Below are 15059 nucleotides of genomic sequence, written 5' to 3' on the forward strand. Positions count from 1 at the left end.
TCAGCTCAGTCCCGTCCGAAGATCTTCTCCAGGAACAACGTCTCGGCTTCGCGCTGGAAGACCCGGTTGGACTTCTTGCGGAAACCGTGGCCTTCGTCCATCGCCATCAGGTACCAAGCCTCGCCGCCATTGTCGCGCACGGCCTCCAGGATCTGCTCGGCTTCGGTGTAGGGCACGCGCGGGTCGTTATAGCCCTGGATGATGAAGATCGGCTTGGTGATCCTGTCCGCATTGCGCAGCGGCGAAATCTCCTCGAAGAAGGCGGCGACTTCCGCATCGCGTTCGTCGCCATATTCGGCGCGGCGCAGATCGCGGCGATAATCCTGCGTGTTCTGCAGGAACGTCTTGAAGTCGGAAATGCCGACGATGTTGATCCCGCCCGCCAGGCGGTCCGCATAGTCGATCATCGAAGCCAGCACCATGTAGCCGCCGTAGGAGCCGCCATAGACGACGATGCGGTCGCTATCCAGATCGTCCTGCGTGCCGATCCAGTCCAGCAGGGCGCCGATGTCCTCGACCGAGCGCTTGCGGTTCAATCCATTGTCGAGCCCGACATAGGTCTTGCCGTATCCGGCCGATCCACGCACGTTCGGCACGACCACGGCGGCACCGAGCTCATTGACCCAATACTGGAAGTTGGAGCTGAAGCCCGGACGGGACTGCGATTCCGGACCACCGTGGATCGACACGATCACCGGATGCGGCCCGTCGCCCGACGGTCGGTAGATGAAAGCCGGAATGTCCATGCCGTCCGCATTCGGATAGTCGAACATGTCGGGCTCGACGAAGGTCGACGTATCCAGACCGCCGACTTCGGCCATGGTCCAGCGCGTCAGCGCCATCGTGTCCATGTCGAAGGACCACGCATCGGTCGGCGCGGTCGCGGAGCGGAAGCTGAAGCCCACGGCCGAGCCGTCGTCGTTGAAGGTCGGATTGGACACGATCCCGATCGGCAAATCCGGGCCGTTGCGGACGGCCCCCGTATCCAGATCGAGCAGCTTCAGCGTGCCGGGCCCGCCTTCATTGACGCCGAACACGACCGTCTTGCCGTCCGGAGAGAGATCGAAGCCCTGCACGTCCCAGTCGATCGCGTCCGTGAAGGACGTCATTTCGCCGTCTTTCGGGTCGAGCCGCACGAGGTTCACGAATTCGGAGTCCGCGTCCGAGGCCGTCAGGATCGTTCCGTCGGACAGGAATTCTCCGCCGCGATAGGCCACGTCCAGATCGGGATTGAGTTCGGTGAAGGTTTCGTTTTCGACGTCGAGGATGAATAGCCGGCTTTTCGTGATCGACTGATATTGCTGCAGCAGGACGGTGTCGCCCGTCTCGTCCACGTCGACGGGCCGGATGGCGCTTTGCCCTTCGTGGATCATGCGCGCGCTGCCCGGATCGGCCGGGTCGCCGGCGAAGATGTCCGTGTCCGCATCGCCTTCGCGCGACCGGCCCCAGACGACGAGAGAGCCGTCGTCGGACCAGACGAGCGAAATGTTGCGCGTTCCGGGTTCGGTGAAGGCCGTCACGTCGCCGCCTTCGAAGTCGTAGAGGTAGCCTTGGTAGAATTCGTCGCCGCCCGTGTCCTTGCCGAACAGGAAGGCGCTGCCGTCGGGGCTGACCGACGCGCCGCCGACGGGTTCGTCGTAGAAGGTTATCTGTTGCCGCGCACCGCCGGGCTGATCGACGCGGTGGATCTGCGAGACCTCGCCGAAGCGCGTCGAAATCAGGATGTCGTCGCCGACCCAGTCGAGAAAGCCGTGGCCGCGCACGTTCTGATAGCGGCGCAACCGTTCGCTGACTTCCGCCGGGATATCCGGGATGTTTTCCATCTGCAGATTGCCCTGTTCGACGCGCTCCACGGTTGGGGCCTGTGAGAAGGCGTCGGTAGAAAGCCCGGCAACCATCAGAGCGGCGACGCTGGCGACCAGAAGCAAGGGGCGTGACAGATGGGGCGTCATGAGCGTCTCTCTCTCGTTATGGTCTTTTGCTATTTGCAGTAAAGACGCACGAGATCAACGCTTTCCGCTACGCGGCGTCGGCCGCGTAGAGCGCGAACATGTCGAGGCATTCACGGCCCATGGCGCGCTCGAACCCGGCTTGGTCGCCATGCCCCGCACCGAATCCGTCATCCGCACTGCGCAGATTGCTGCGAAAGATCCCGGCGGCGCTGACGGGCAGGAAATCCTCGTATGTCAGGGCGTGGCCGTTCGCCCCGAAATAGGCCAGGCCCGAAGCGCGCAGCGCTTCCCAATCGTCCGGGAAGTCCGCGAATGCGTCAGCCATGGCGCGGTCATGGTCCCGGTCCGAGCGTTTCGCTCGCGCCAGGCATTCGTCGTAGAGCGCGCGGCCCTTGGGCGTCAGGGCCGCGCCGCGCTGTTCGATCTCGCCGAACCGGGCCGTGTGCGCGGCGCTTTCCCAACCATCCGGCGTCTTGAACTCGACCTGTTCCGACAGGGCTTTGAACGCCGTCTGGCGCAGGAGGATCGGGCAGCGCCGCGTGGGCGGGCCCTCGATGATGTCCTTGGCCTCCAGTCCCGCATCGCGCATTGCGCCCTGCGCGGCGTCGATATCCTTCACGCGCGGGGTCAGGTGATTCATGTGCGGCCCTTGGAAGGACACGATGTCCGCGATCAACCGATGGACGTCGAGCAGGTCGCGGTAGAGAGCGAGCCCGACCCGGGCCCGCGGCCGCCAGGCGAAGACGCTCACGGCGGCGTCCACGAAATCATGCGCCGCCGACTCGCGCAGCCCGTCATCCGATTCGGCCTTTTCCAGCAATTCGCGGCCACGTTCGGGCAGGATGTCGCGACCTTCGAGCGTATCCAACGTCTTGGCGCGCAACTCGTCGTCCGCAATCATTGCGGGACGCAGCAGGGAGGTGAACATGCGAAACGGGCTGATCGCGAAACTCTCGGCCGCGACGGGCCGGAAGGCGGTGGAATGCACGGGCAGCCCCGCGACGGACAGATCGTAATAGCCGACCGGATGCATCCCCATCGCGCCGAACAGGCGGGCGATGTCGCGCAGCTCCGACGGCTGCCCGACGCGGATCGCCCCGTGGCGTTCCGAACCGAGCCGCGTGCCGCTATCGTCGCCATTGATCGCGGCGACGATGTCCAGCAACGTGCCGTAAGCAGGCACTTCGCGGCGGTAGAGGTCCGACAGACGGTCGGAGAAGGCGGCGCGCAGATGGTCGGCAGGAATAGTCATGCGTCCGCCATGCCGAAGGGCAAAAAATCTGTAAAGGCCGCAATTTCGGCCATGACAAATGCCTGCCTGCGCGGCAAAGCGCCCGCTTTCAGTCTCGGAGCGTCCCATGAACAGCATTGCCGTCCTCGGTCTGGGCAAGGTCGGAACCCTTGCCGCGCAACTTCTTGTCGATAGCGGGTTCGTCGTGACCGGCGTGGACATGCAGGCCGACCCCGACAAACATACCCATAAGGTGGAGCGCATCGACGTGACCGATGCCGCGTCGCTCGGGACGCTCTTCGCCGACGTGGACGCAGTCCTGTCCTGCTTGCCCTACCATCTGAATATCGGCGTGGCGGATGTCGCCCATGCGGCGGGGATCCACTATTTCGACCTGACGGAAGACGTGCCGACGACGAACCATGTCCGCAAGCTGGCCGAAACGTCCAAGGGCCTGATGGCGCCGCAATGCGGCCTTGCCCCGGGTTTCGTCGGCATCGTGGGGGCCGACCTAATCGCGCAATTCGACGAATGCCGGTCCTGCCGCATGCGCGTCGGTGCGCTGCCTCAGAACCCGACGGGCCTGCTGGGCTATGCCTTCAACTGGTCGCCCGAAGGCGTGGTCAACGAATATCTCAACGATTGCGAAGTGATCGAGGAAGGCGAGCGCAAGATGGTCTCGGCCATGGAATGGCAGGAGAAAGTCTTCATCGACGGGCTGGAATTGGAAGCCTTCACCACGTCGGGCGGATTGGGGACGATGTGCGAGACCTACCATGGCCGCGTTCACAACATGGACTACAAAACCATGCGCTATCCGGGACATTTCGACCTGATGAACTTCTTCTTCCACGAATTGCTGATGCGCGAGGACCGGGAGAAGGCGGGCAGGATCCTGGTCAACGCCAAACCGCCCGTCGACCAGGACGTGGTCTTCGTCCATGTCGCGGCGGAAGGCCATATCGGCGGCAAGCTGTCGCGCAAGGAATTCGTCGGTGCCTACAAGCCGCTCGAGATCGCAGGCCGGTCGCGGACGGCCATCGCCTGGACGACGGCCGGATCGGTCGTCGCCGTGATCGAAATGGTCAAGGCGGGCAAACTGCCGAGCAACGGATTCCTGAAACAGGAAGACATTCCGCTCTCGGACCTGCTGGAAACCCGGACGGGCAGCTTTTACACGCGCTGACAGCTCAAGGCTTCTGCCCCGGCGTCCAACCCGATGCCGTCCGTGTTGGCCTGGTCCACAGGGGCGCCTTGTTCGGCCAACCGGTCCAGATCGATCGAAACGGCGTTGCGGATCTCCGCCGGGTAAAGCTCCGGCTTCGGCGTATCGATCCTTGCCACGATGCCGAGACAGGCGGCGATGACGATCGTTGCGAGGAAGGAGAGGCGGCGGATCGATGGCTCTGTCATGCAGGTGGCATGACGGCGGAATAAGGCGAAGGCCGGGCTCCGCCCGGACCATTCGGTGGTGATTTTCGCGCGATTGCGGGATCGGGACTTAGATCGACAGACCGTCCGGTACATCCAGGCCGCGCCGCGCATACGCGGCCAACACGGTATTGCGCAGCAGGCAGGCGATGGTCATCGGCCCGACCCCGCCGGGCACGGGCGTGATCGCGCCGGCCACGGCTTCGGCGTCTTCGAAATCCACGTCGCCGACCAGCCGCGATCCGGACTTGCGCGATGCATCGTCGATCCGGTTGATGCCGACATCGATGACGCAGGCTCCGGCCTTGATCCAGTCGCTCTTGACCAGGTTCGGACGCCCCACGGCGGGGACAAGAATGTCCGCGCTGCGGCAGATGACGGGCAGGTTGTCGGTGCGCGAATGAGCGACGCTCACCGTGCAATTCTGTTCGAGGAAGAGCAACGCCGCCGGTTTGCCGACCAGGATCGAGCGTCCGATGATGACGCAATGCTTCCCGCTCAGATCGCCGAGCGTCTCCTTGGCGAGGATGACGCACCCCGTCGGCGTGCAGGGGCGCAGCCCCGGCTGGCCGAGCATCAGCCGACCAGCGCTCGCTTGCGTCAGTCCGTCCACATCCTTGGCCGGGTCGATGGCGGCAATGACGGCGGCGCTGTCGATATGGGCGGGCAAGGGCAGCTGGACCAGTATGCCGTCCACATCCGGATCGGCGCTGAGAGCGCGGACGGTCTCGACGACATCGGGCTGGGATGTCCTGGCGGGCAATCGCCGCTCGATGCTGCGCATCCCGGTTTCGCGGGTGAACCGGATCTTGCTGCCGACATAGACCTGGCTGGCCGGATCGTCGCCGATAAGAACGACAGCCAATGTCGGTGCTGACGGAAGTGCGGCAACGGACTTAGCGACACGGTCGCGAAGACGTGCGGCGACCTGCTTGCCGTCGATCAGGGTGCCGTTCATGTCCGATTCTCCATGCCCCGGAAAGGGTCGTTGCCGTGCAGGTGTGGCTATAGACGCAGTATGCCTATTTAGAAAGCCGATGTCGGCAGGGCGATACGGCGTGTATGGACTGCGATATGGACATGTCCGGCCCGGCCCGGCAAACGGCAGGAGTGTCGTAAACCGGTCGCAAAGCTCCGCTAGGGCGCGCGTTTGAACGCCGGGCACGGTCCGGACCACGAGGTCCGGATGGAAACAGGGGAATGGACAGGGATGAGCCTTTCGGCCGCAAACCCGATGATCGCGTCCGCGACGCCGCTCTTGTGGCTGCGGCGCGCGCTGCTCCTCTGTCTGACGGGACTGGCGGCATGGCTGGGCGTGAAGCTGCTGCTCGCTCTGGCGGCGCCGTCCAGCCGGTGGGACCCCGTGCTGGTGGCCGGACCCGTTGCGGCTTCAGGGTCGTCCGCCTCAGCGACGGCTTACGATTTCACCTATAATCCGTTCGAAGCGGGCGACGCGAATGTGGACATCGAACCGATCGTTGACATGGGGGACGATGCGCCGGAAACCACGCTGGATCTGGAACTGGTCGGTCTGCGCTCCGGTGAGAACGGCACCGCCTTCGTCCGCACGCCGGACGGCCAGGACCGCAACTATTACCTTTCGGACGAGATCATGCCGAATGTCGTTCTGCGCGGCGTGCTGCCCGGCTTCGTCCTGATCGAGGTGAACGGCCAGACCCAGCGCCTGACGATGGATGACAGCAAGGCGTCCGTTTCGTCATCGTCGCCGCGACGTTCGGCCGATCCCGGCTTGCAGACATTGCGAAGCGCCGATGCGGCGACCTTGCTGTCGCAATTCGACATCCGGCCCAGCTTCGACGATAACGGCGCCCGTAACGGCGTGACCGTGCAACCGCGCTCCGCCGGGGTCGAACTTTCGACCTACGGACTGCGCGACGGCGATGTCATCACGCGGTTCGCAGGCGAAGATGTCGTTACCGGCATGCCGGATCCTGTTTCGCTCCGCCGGCAATTGTCCAACGGACAGCCTGTGGCGGTGGACATCATCCGCGACGGCCAACCCATGACGATCACGATTGGATCCGCCTCATGACCTTTGTGCGAAGCCTGCTGCTGGGCGCGGCCCTGGCCATACTGCCCGTCGCGACGGCCGTCCGGGCGGCCGATGACCATATCATCAGCCTGCAGGAAGCCGACATCCGCGATTTCATCGACGATGTGGCCGTGGTCACGGGCCGGACGATCCTGGTCGATCCCCGCGTTCAGGGCAATGTCACCATCAGCAGCGAGCAGGCGCTCACCGACCGCGAGGTCTTCAACGTCTTCAAGGAAGTGCTGCGCGTTCACGGCTACACGCTCGTGCCGACGGCTGGCGGCGAATACCGCGTCACCCTGCTGCAAGGTAGCGCGCAGGACGCGCCATTGACGACCGGCAACGGCGTCACCGGACAGATGAGCACCGCCATCATCAAGCTGCGCGAAGCCGATGCAGCCGAAGCCGCGCGCCTGATCAAACCGGTGATGCACACGCAGGGACAGGTCACGGCCAATCCCAACGGTCGCGTCCTGGTCGTGACGGATTTCCCGGAAAATCTGCGCAAGGCGCGCGAGATCGCCGTCGCCATGGAAACGTCCAACACGACGCGCGAGACGATCCAGCTGCGACAGCTTTCCGTCGTCGATGCCCAGGAAGCGCTGACGGCGTTGGGCGGGCCGACCCCGCCTTTCCGCATCGCCGCTCTGCCGGCGACAAACTCGCTGATCATCGAAGCCGCGCCGGAAGAACTTGCCCGTTTGCGCCAATTGCTCGCCTCCATGGATGTCGGCAGCGTCACGCCGCGCGGCGCGGTCAGCGTGGTGCCGCTGCGTTTCGCCAACGGCGCCGACCTGTTGGACATGATTACCGGCTTGCTGCCGAGCTATGCCCGCGAAGGCCAAGCGATCCCGGCCGTCGCCTACGATATCGGGTCCAACACGCTGGTCATTTCCGCGGACGGCGAAACGCAGGCCGAGCTGTCCAGCCTGATCCGACGGCTCGACGTGAGACGGCCGCAAGTCCTCGTCGAAGCTCTCATCGTCGAAGTCTCCGAAGATGTTTCCAAGGAACTCGGCGTGCAGTTCGCGGTCGGCGATACGTCGGGTTCAACGACACCGCTCATTTCAACCAATTATACGCGCAGCGCACCGAACCTGTTGGCGCTGGCGGGGGCGCTGACCGGGGCGACGACGGACGCGGCGACTCGGACCGCCGCCATCAACAGCCTGATCGGCTTGCAGGGCGGCACTATCGGCATCGGCGGGCAGAGCGGTGACATACTGTTCGGGGCGATCCTTAATGCCGTGGAAACGGATGAGGACAGCAATGTCCTGTCCACGCCGTTCGTCACGACCCTCGACAATCGCCCGGCGACGTTCCTCGTCGGGCAGGAAATTCCGATCGTGACGGGCGAGACGCTCGGCGCGGCCAACGTCAATCCGTTCCGCACCTTCGAACGACAAGAGGTCGGCATCCAGCTCGACGTTACGCCGCAGATCTCGGACGGCGACGTGATCCGGCTGGAAATCAATCAGGAAGTCAGCTCCATCGACGGCGTGCTGACATCGGCGGCCGGAAATTTCGTCACCAACAAGCGCCAGATCGAAACGACCGTGCTGGCCAATGACGGCGAGATCATCGTGCTGGGCGGCCTGCTGCAGGACGACGAACAGATCGAAATGTCCAAGGTGCCCGTATTGGGCGACATTCCGGTCATCGGCAACGCCTTCCGCTCGCGCGGGCGCAGCCGCGACAAGACGAACCTGATGGTCTTCCTGCGCCCGACCATTATCCGCAACGCTGACGATGCCCGTCCGCTGACTGAACGCCGTCTGAACCGGATGCGTCTGGAAGATATGCAGCAGAGCGGACGCGACGTGTCCAAGATCGATACGGTTCCAGTCGACCCGGTTTCACCGCCCGTCGCCGTCATTCCGCCCGCCAGCGTGATAACCGTGCCGCCGCTGCCCGTGGATCCCAACCGCTGATGCGGCTGCTGTTGATCGTCGCTGCGCTGCTGGCCGGGCTGGCCTCGCTGGTCCGGCATTTTCCTCTGGCCTGGGCCGGGGCGGCCGTGCCGGAGAACGTCGCCACGCTGAGCGGAACGGTGTGGAACGGGCAGGCGCACGACTTGCCGCTGCTGGGAACGGTCGCCGTGAAAGGCGTGTTGGGCGGCATCCGTCTGGAAACGCCGCCGGGCGAGGTCAATCTGTCCGGCACTATCGGACCGGGCGGTGTGGACGATCTGGTCCTGTCCATGCCGGTGGCACGCCTGCCGACGACGGATGCGCGCCTGGCCGGTCTGTCGGGCCGCGTCTCGCTGCGCATAGACGAAGCCGAGATCGCGGACGGACACTGCCTGTCGGCGACAGGAACGGCGGCGACGGATGTTCTGGCCGTCAATGGCGGCCAGTTCGGCTGGGCCGGGCCGTCCCTTGACGGTCCTGTCGATTGCGCTGACGGACGCTTACGCTTACGCCTGAGCGGAACGGACGGCGGCGAGACCGTATCGGCGACGATAATCACCGGCCTCGACGGCGTCTATCAGACGGACATGCGCGTCATCACGGGCGATGCCGCCGCCGGAAACGCGCTGAGCCTGTTTGGGTTCGTGCCAGCGGATGACGGCACTTTCAACCTATCGGAGCAAGGGCGCTGGCGATGATGCGACGATATGATTTCCAGCGCCTGTTACCGGTCTGCGCTTGGCTGGCCACTGGTTTGGCGGCCTGCTCGACCACGCCGGACGCCGAGACGGTCCAGGCATCGGCCCCGGCGCCTCTTGCGGGTCTGGCGGCGCAACAACTTGCACCGGGCGAATGCGGCCTGTTCGGTTGGGATGCGTCGCCCTTCCGCGCTTTCGTGTTCTTTGCGACCGAGGAAAAAGCGCTCTACCATGACGGGTCGCAGACGATGACCTTGTCGCCATCCGGTCCCTTTCCGGCGGAGGATTACGGTCCCGTCCAGTTGGACCTCGGCCCGGAAGAGCCAGTGAACGACTCGCTGCGCTATGCGTCCGCGCGCATCACCCAAAAGCTCGACGATGGCTTCACCCGGGTCCAGCCTGTGGCGATTTTGCAAATGTGCCAGCCCGTTGGCGCCGCGTCCTAGAAGAGACGCTGCGACAGCCAGACCGCGCCGATGCCGATCGCCAGGAACGGGCCGAACGGAATGCGCGCGTCGCGCGCGCCGCCCTTGGGAAGCGCATAGACCAGCGCGCTGACACTGGCTGCCAGGATGATGGCGGGCAGCGCCCAAGCCCCGCACCAAGCTCCCCCGACGGCAAGCAGTTTCGCATCGCCCCGGCCCAACCCGTCGCGCTTGCGCACCAAACGGTAGATCGTCTCCACCGCCCAGAATATTCCGTAGCCGAGCGCAGCACCCAACAGATGCAAATAGACATCGTCTGCCGTGCCGAACGCCCAGGCGAGCCCGGCGAGCAGGAGCGGGATCGTGATCAGGTTCGGCAGGCGCTGCGTCGCCCAGTCGATGCGGGCGAGCTGGATGAGCGCGCCGATCAGGACAAGCCCTGCAAGTATGGTGATGATCGTCATCACGCCGCAGGCTTTATCCGAAAAGCGTTTGGACGGAAGAGGCGAATTCCGCCATAGGCGAGGCGTCCTGACCGCCGGGTGAGTCCCGGTCTTTCATCGCCGGGGAGGCGCGCATGCCCGACACGCCCGATCTCCTCGACCGGCCCGACCATGCGGACATGGCCTTCAATCCGATCGCCCTGGCGCTCGACCTGGCTGACGACGGCGAAATGCGCATCCGGCTGGAAGCGCTGCACCCGGCCGATTTCTCCGATTATTTCGAAGCGCTGACGGACGGTCAGCGCGAAGCCCTGGTCGGTCGCGCGCCAGAGCTGATCACGGGCGAACTCCTCGCGGAGCTTGAAGACGAAGTCGTCGAGGACGTGTTGCCGCTGCTGGAGCCGGACCTGATCGCCGATGCGCTGACCGAACTGGACAGCGACGACGTCACCCAGATCATGGAGGAGATGGATGCGGCCCAGCGCCGTACCGTTCTGGACGCCATGGCGCCGACCGAGCGCGCCGGGGTCGAAGCCTCGCTCGCTTTCGACGACGAGACCATCGGCCGCCTCATGCAGCGCGAATTCGTCTCCGCGCCCGAATTCTGGACGGTCGGCGACACGATCGACCATATGCGCGAGGCCGGCGAGGAGCTGCCGGACCTGTTCTTCAACATCTACATCGTCGATCCGCGTCTCAAGCCGATCGGCTACGTGCCCGTCTCCAAGCTGATGCGCGCGGCGCGGGACACGACCCTGTCCAGCCTGATGATCGACGTGATCCGGACCATCGACCAGTCGCTCGACCAGGAGGAGGCCGCCTACCTGTTCGAGAAATACCACCTGATCTCCGCGCCGGTCGTGGACGGGCAGGGGCGCATCGTCGGCATGATGACGGTGGACGATATCCTCGACATCATCCAGGACGAGAACAAGGAAGACATCCTCGCCTTGGCCGGGGTCTCGGAAGCGGGCATCACCGATACGGCGCTGGAGACGGTCAAATCGCGCGCGCCGTGGCTGCTCGTCAATCTGGCGACCGCCATCCTCGCCTCGCTGGTCATCGCGCGGTTCGACTATGCCATCGAACAGATCGTCGCGCTGGCCGTGCTGATGCCCATCGTGGCCAGCATGGGCGGCAATGCCGGGACGCAAGCGCTGACGGTCGCGGTGCGCAGCCTGGCCGAACGCGATCTGACCTCGGCGACGGCCTGGCGGGCGGTGCGGCGCGAAGGGGTGTCGGCGCTCATCATCGGCCTGATCTTCGCGGTCGCGATGGCAGGCATCGCCTTCGTCTGGTTTGGCGATGCGCGGTTGGCGGGCGTGGCCTTCGTCGCCATGATCATCAATCACGTCTTCGCCGGACTGGCCGGAATCCTGATCCCGCTGGGACTGAAGCGCGCGGGAGCGGACCCGGCCGTCAGCAGTTCGGTTTTCGTCACCACCGTGACCGACGTGGTCGGGTTCACGGCGTTTCTCGGCTTTGCGGCATTGATCCTGCTTTGAAACGCGCTAGGCTGCGCGTTAAGGATGCGTTAACCGCATGGGCAGGGCGCGACTCCCGCGATAGGGGAATCGGCACAAGGCTTGCACCTCAGCCCGTGTGAACAGCGCAAGAGTGCCCCTATGACCCGGACCCTGGCAATTTCTGATATCGGCCTTCGCCTCATCAAGGCGTTCGAAGGCTACCGCCCCGGCGACCGCACGCTGGCGACCGGCGTGCGGGTCGTTGGATACGGCCACCGGCTGGATGCGGACGCGGACCCGGTCCATCTCAGCCGCAACGAGGCGGAAGAACGCCTGCTCGAGGATCTCGAACCCGTCGAGCTGATGGTCAACGAGGACGTGCACGCCCCGCTGACCCAGGGCCAGTACGATGCGCTCTGCTCGCTGGTCTTCAACATCGGTTTGGACGCTTTCCGCGCCTCCGACATCCTGCAGGCGCTCAATAACGGCCGCGTGCTGGATGCCGCGAACGGGTTCGACGTCTGGCGCAAGGCCGAGGTGAACGGCCGCACCTTCGTGGTCGATGCATTGATGCGCCGACGCACGGCGGAGAAGTCGCTCTTCCTGCGCAACGAACCGGCCGTGCCCGCGCCGAGCGCCCTGCTGGTGCCTCGCCGCGATGCGGATGCGGCCCGGACCGAGACGGATGACGGCCTGCGGCCCGAAGCCGACCGGGTCGGCCTCGGCGTCGTTTCCGCGGCGACCATCGCCCCGGCAGCGGGCTCGCTGTCCCAGCCTGGCACGGGCGCCGATACACTCTCCCATACGGGCGATGACGACTTGGCGTCTGATCCGCAAACGCAGGGCGTAGCCCGCGATTGCACCAGGAATGCCGATCAGGGTCCGGGATTGGCCGACCTCGGGGCGCAGGACGGCGCCGACGCTCTGGCCTTCCTTCTGGACAGCGACGACCTGGTCGCGGGCACTGCACGAACGTTGCCGGGGCCACTGCCTGACGCAGGCGACATCCTGCGCACGATCGATCCCGGCGCGCCGCTGGCGATCGACGGACAGGCCGAAGCGGATGTCGTCGCGGATGAGACCGCAGATGTGCCTCCCGCCACCGACAAGATAGCGGACCCAGCCGAAAACGGACAGGACGCCGGGAGGGCGTCCGAAGGGGCCGACCTCGATCCGATGGACGGGATCGACACCGACGCAGCAGCCCCCGTCCAAGCTTCGGCGATCGCGGAAGCGGCCGATTCACTGGGCAGCCGGCTCAGCGCGTTGCTCGACGCCGATGAAGGCGGCAGACAGGACGATGTGAGCGAACCGCCCCGACTGGCGGCCATGGCCGCCGCGATGCCGGCCACAGGGCCGGACCGGGTCCTGGCGTCCGACATCGTCGTGACGCCGCGCCGCGAGACCGTGCACTCCAATCTCGTCTCCTTCCCGTCGCGCGAACGCCTCATGCCGGAGCCGGACCCATCCGATCCGAAGGCACCCGATCCAATAGCTTCGAACGAAGAGGGCGCGAATGATACCGCGCCCGTGTCTGCAGCGCCCGTGTCTGCGCCCGTTTCGGCCCCGGCAGAGGATGCGTCCGACCGGTCCGATAGGGTCGTCGCGATCCGGCCGCCAGAGATGCAAGCGGAGCCGGGATCATCCGCAGACGCCCCCGTCGCGGCCAACGAGACCGGTTCCGAGCGGTCCGTCGTGATCGACAATCTGGCCGCCGACGACGTGCTGCGGGCCAGCCGCGACCCCGCGAACGCCATTCACGATCCCGTCGGCGATTCGGTCGAGAACGCGCTGCGTTATCTGGACAGCCAGTCCGGAGCCGGGCGGACCAGCCGGACGGGCGGGGGGCTCTGGATCCCCATGGCCTTGGGTGCATCGCTCGTCGGTTTCAGCGCCATGCTGATGGGCCGCGGTGCGACCGACCTGTTGGCGGCCTGGGGGCCGGCGGCCGTCGCGGCGGCGGCGATCACCGGCGGGCTGACACTGCTGTTTGCCTTCTACGCCTTCGCTCGCGGGCGCTTCGCCTGACCGTCGTGCCGTCCCGGCATGGCACGGCTCATGGTTTGCACCGGCTTAAGAGGCCGGTGGCGCTTCCTTAACCCGTTTGCGTCAGGATTTGGCTTGGCCTTTCGCCCATTTCCGGCCCCGCGCCTTGGCCCGACCCGTGAAGGAGCTTGCTGCAATGTCCCTCGATATCACGGCCGCCCCGACCGATGCGGGCCTGTCCGACGCCGGGCCGATGCTGGACGGCTGGACCGCCGCGCAGACGCGCCGCTTCCAGTCCGAGATCATGACCTTCCGGCACAGGCTGGCCGAGACGGGTCTGTTCACGGACGATGCGCTGATCGATCTGCTCGCGCGGCACCCGGCCGAGCAGCTCGACGTCTGCACGATGGGCGCGACCGACCATCCGCTCTATCCCAACCGGTTCCGCACGGGCGACTTCCGCGGCGTTTCCCCGGCCGGCCTGCTCGCGGCGGCCCAGGCGGGCTGCGTCTGGATCAATGTGCGCAATGCCATGAACATCCACGCTGACTACCGCGCCGTGCTGGAGCGCATGTATGGCGAACTGGCCGAGGCGACCGGCAACCGCGCCTACAATCCCAAGGGCAGCCTGCTGATCAGTTCGCCCGTCGCCCGCGTGCCCTATCATTTCGACAAGACGGAAGTGATCCTGTGGCATGTGCGCGGGCGCAAGACCATTCGTGCCTGGCCGGTGACGCAGGACTTCATTCCCGATACGGCGCACGAAGCGAAGCTGACCAACCTGCTGGACGACGATCTGCCCTATTGCGAGCGCTTCGAGGCGGACGCGACCCCGTTGCGGCTGGAGCCGGGCGACGGCGCGACCTGGCCGCTCAACGCGCCGCACCGCGTCGATAACGAGACCTTCTGCGTGTCCGTCACGACGGAATATTCGACGCCGGAAAGCGCGACCAAGAACGCCGCCATGATGACCAACGCCGCCCTGCGCCGCTTCGCCGGTCTGAACCCGCTCTACGAACGCGACGGTGCCATCGCCCGCCGCGCCAAGTCGCTCGCCGGCCGCCTGATCCGCAGAACGCCCCTGGCCGCCAAGGCCCATGAGGTCGATCTGGTGACTTTCCGGATCGATCCGGACGTGGACGGATACCTGGTCGACGTGGCGCCGTTCGAACGGGATTTCTGACATGAGGCCGGCTTCTAGGCGGCTCATTTCGGAATGATCCGACAAGGGTCCTGTGTCGAAGGCTCCGGTCTTTGGACCCTGTTCCAAACTGTCCTCGTTCAGCCTTCATCACGGGGCTCGACCCGGGCTCCCTCTCCAGCCGTCTCGTCTGGCTGCAAGGGTCGGGCGATGGGCCCCATGGGACCGCGCGAGGGCATGGGGTGAGGGCTGATTGATCTTCAGGCGAGTGTCATCGTGCGACCGGGCATCGGGGCCACGGCGGGGTTGCGTTTGTGCCGCGA

13 protein-coding genes are annotated in these 15059 nt (G+C 65.5%); 8 read left to right on the plus strand and 5 right to left on the minus strand.

The window, feature by feature from the left end; genetic code table 11:
* Positions 1-5: 5 nt before the first annotated feature.
* Together Q0718_RS04735 and Q0718_RS04740 are read right to left on the minus strand one after the other, a co-directional pair.
* Entirely contained in the window at positions 6-1952 is a 1947-nt protein-coding gene (locus Q0718_RS04735) for an alpha/beta fold hydrolase (RefSeq protein ID WP_298914237.1), read from the minus strand.
* A gap of 67 nt (positions 1953-2019) precedes the next feature.
* Positions 2020-3204 (minus strand): VOC family protein, encoded by a 1185-nt coding sequence (locus Q0718_RS04740; RefSeq protein WP_298914241.1) that lies wholly within the window; start codon positions 3202-3204, stop codon positions 2020-2022.
* 106 nt (positions 3205-3310) lie between these two features.
* Here Q0718_RS04740 and Q0718_RS04745 point away from each other — a divergent pair, with 106 nt between their 5' ends.
* Positions 3311-4369, plus strand: a complete 1059-nt coding sequence (locus Q0718_RS04745) for a saccharopine dehydrogenase C-terminal domain-containing protein (protein ID WP_298914244.1) — start codon at positions 3311-3313, stop codon at positions 4367-4369.
* Here the strand turns inward: Q0718_RS04745 and Q0718_RS04750 are convergent.
* Both Q0718_RS04750 and folD read right to left on the minus strand, forming a co-directional pair.
* Positions 4357-4596, minus strand: coding sequence for a hypothetical protein (locus tag Q0718_RS04750; protein WP_298914247.1), 240 nt, complete (start codon positions 4594-4596; stop codon positions 4357-4359). The two genes, Q0718_RS04745 and Q0718_RS04750, sit on opposite strands and share 13 nt — an antisense overlap.
* Positions 4597-4684: 88 nt before the next feature.
* Complete coding sequence (gene folD, locus Q0718_RS04755) at positions 4685-5572, minus strand: bifunctional methylenetetrahydrofolate dehydrogenase/methenyltetrahydrofolate cyclohydrolase FolD (RefSeq protein WP_298914251.1); 888 nt, start codon at positions 5570-5572, stop codon at positions 4685-4687.
* 252 nt (positions 5573-5824) lie between these two features.
* Here folD and Q0718_RS04760 point away from each other — a divergent pair, with 252 nt between their 5' ends.
* The 4 genes from Q0718_RS04760 to Q0718_RS04775 are packed head-to-tail and all read left to right on the plus strand — an operon-like array spanning position 5825 to position 9721.
* Positions 5825-6667, plus strand: coding sequence for a type II secretion system protein N (locus Q0718_RS04760; protein ID WP_298914253.1), 843 nt, complete (start codon positions 5825-5827; stop codon positions 6665-6667).
* Positions 6664-8598, plus strand: coding sequence for a type II secretion system secretin GspD (gene gspD / locus Q0718_RS04765; protein ID WP_298914256.1), 1935 nt, complete (start codon positions 6664-6666; stop codon positions 8596-8598). The genes Q0718_RS04760 and gspD overlap by 4 nt, the downstream gene beginning before the upstream one ends.
* Entirely contained in the window at positions 8598-9275 is a 678-nt protein-coding gene (gene gspN / locus Q0718_RS04770; RefSeq protein ID WP_298914259.1) for a type II secretion system protein N, read from the plus strand. The genes gspD and gspN overlap by 1 nt, the downstream gene beginning before the upstream one ends.
* Entirely contained in the window at positions 9272-9721 is a 450-nt protein-coding gene (locus Q0718_RS04775) for a hypothetical protein (protein WP_298914262.1), read from the plus strand. Before gspN ends, Q0718_RS04775 begins: the two co-directional genes overlap by 4 nt.
* On the opposite strand, the gene Q0718_RS04780 is transcribed toward Q0718_RS04775, so the two are convergent.
* Positions 9718-10164 carry an A24 family peptidase gene (locus Q0718_RS04780; RefSeq protein WP_298914284.1) on the minus strand — a complete coding sequence of 149 codons (447 nt, stop codon included), beginning with the start codon at positions 10162-10164 and terminating at the stop codon, positions 9718-9720. The two genes, Q0718_RS04775 and Q0718_RS04780, sit on opposite strands and share 4 nt — an antisense overlap.
* A gap of 113 nt (positions 10165-10277) precedes the next feature.
* On the opposite strand from Q0718_RS04780, the gene mgtE reads away from it, so the two are divergent.
* The 3 genes from mgtE (at position 10278) to Q0718_RS04795 (ending at position 14778) form a co-directional block, all read left to right on the plus strand.
* Positions 10278-11648 carry a magnesium transporter gene (gene mgtE / locus Q0718_RS04785; protein ID WP_298914265.1) on the plus strand — a complete coding sequence of 457 codons (1371 nt, stop codon included), beginning with the start codon at positions 10278-10280 and terminating at the stop codon, positions 11646-11648.
* A 120-nt stretch (positions 11649-11768) separates the two neighbouring features.
* A complete protein-coding gene (locus Q0718_RS04790) occupies positions 11769-13637 on the plus strand; it encodes a lysozyme (RefSeq protein ID WP_298914268.1) in 1869 nt (622 codons plus the stop codon).
* Positions 13638-13791: 154 nt separating this feature from the next.
* Positions 13792-14778 (plus strand): hypothetical protein, encoded by a 987-nt coding sequence (locus tag Q0718_RS04795; RefSeq protein ID WP_298914271.1) that lies wholly within the window; start codon positions 13792-13794, stop codon positions 14776-14778.
* Positions 14779-15059: the final 281 nt, after the last annotated feature.

Origin of the sequence: uncultured Algimonas sp., assembly GCF_947498175.1 — a bacterium.
GTDB lineage: Bacteria > Pseudomonadota > Alphaproteobacteria > Caulobacterales > Maricaulaceae > Litorimonas.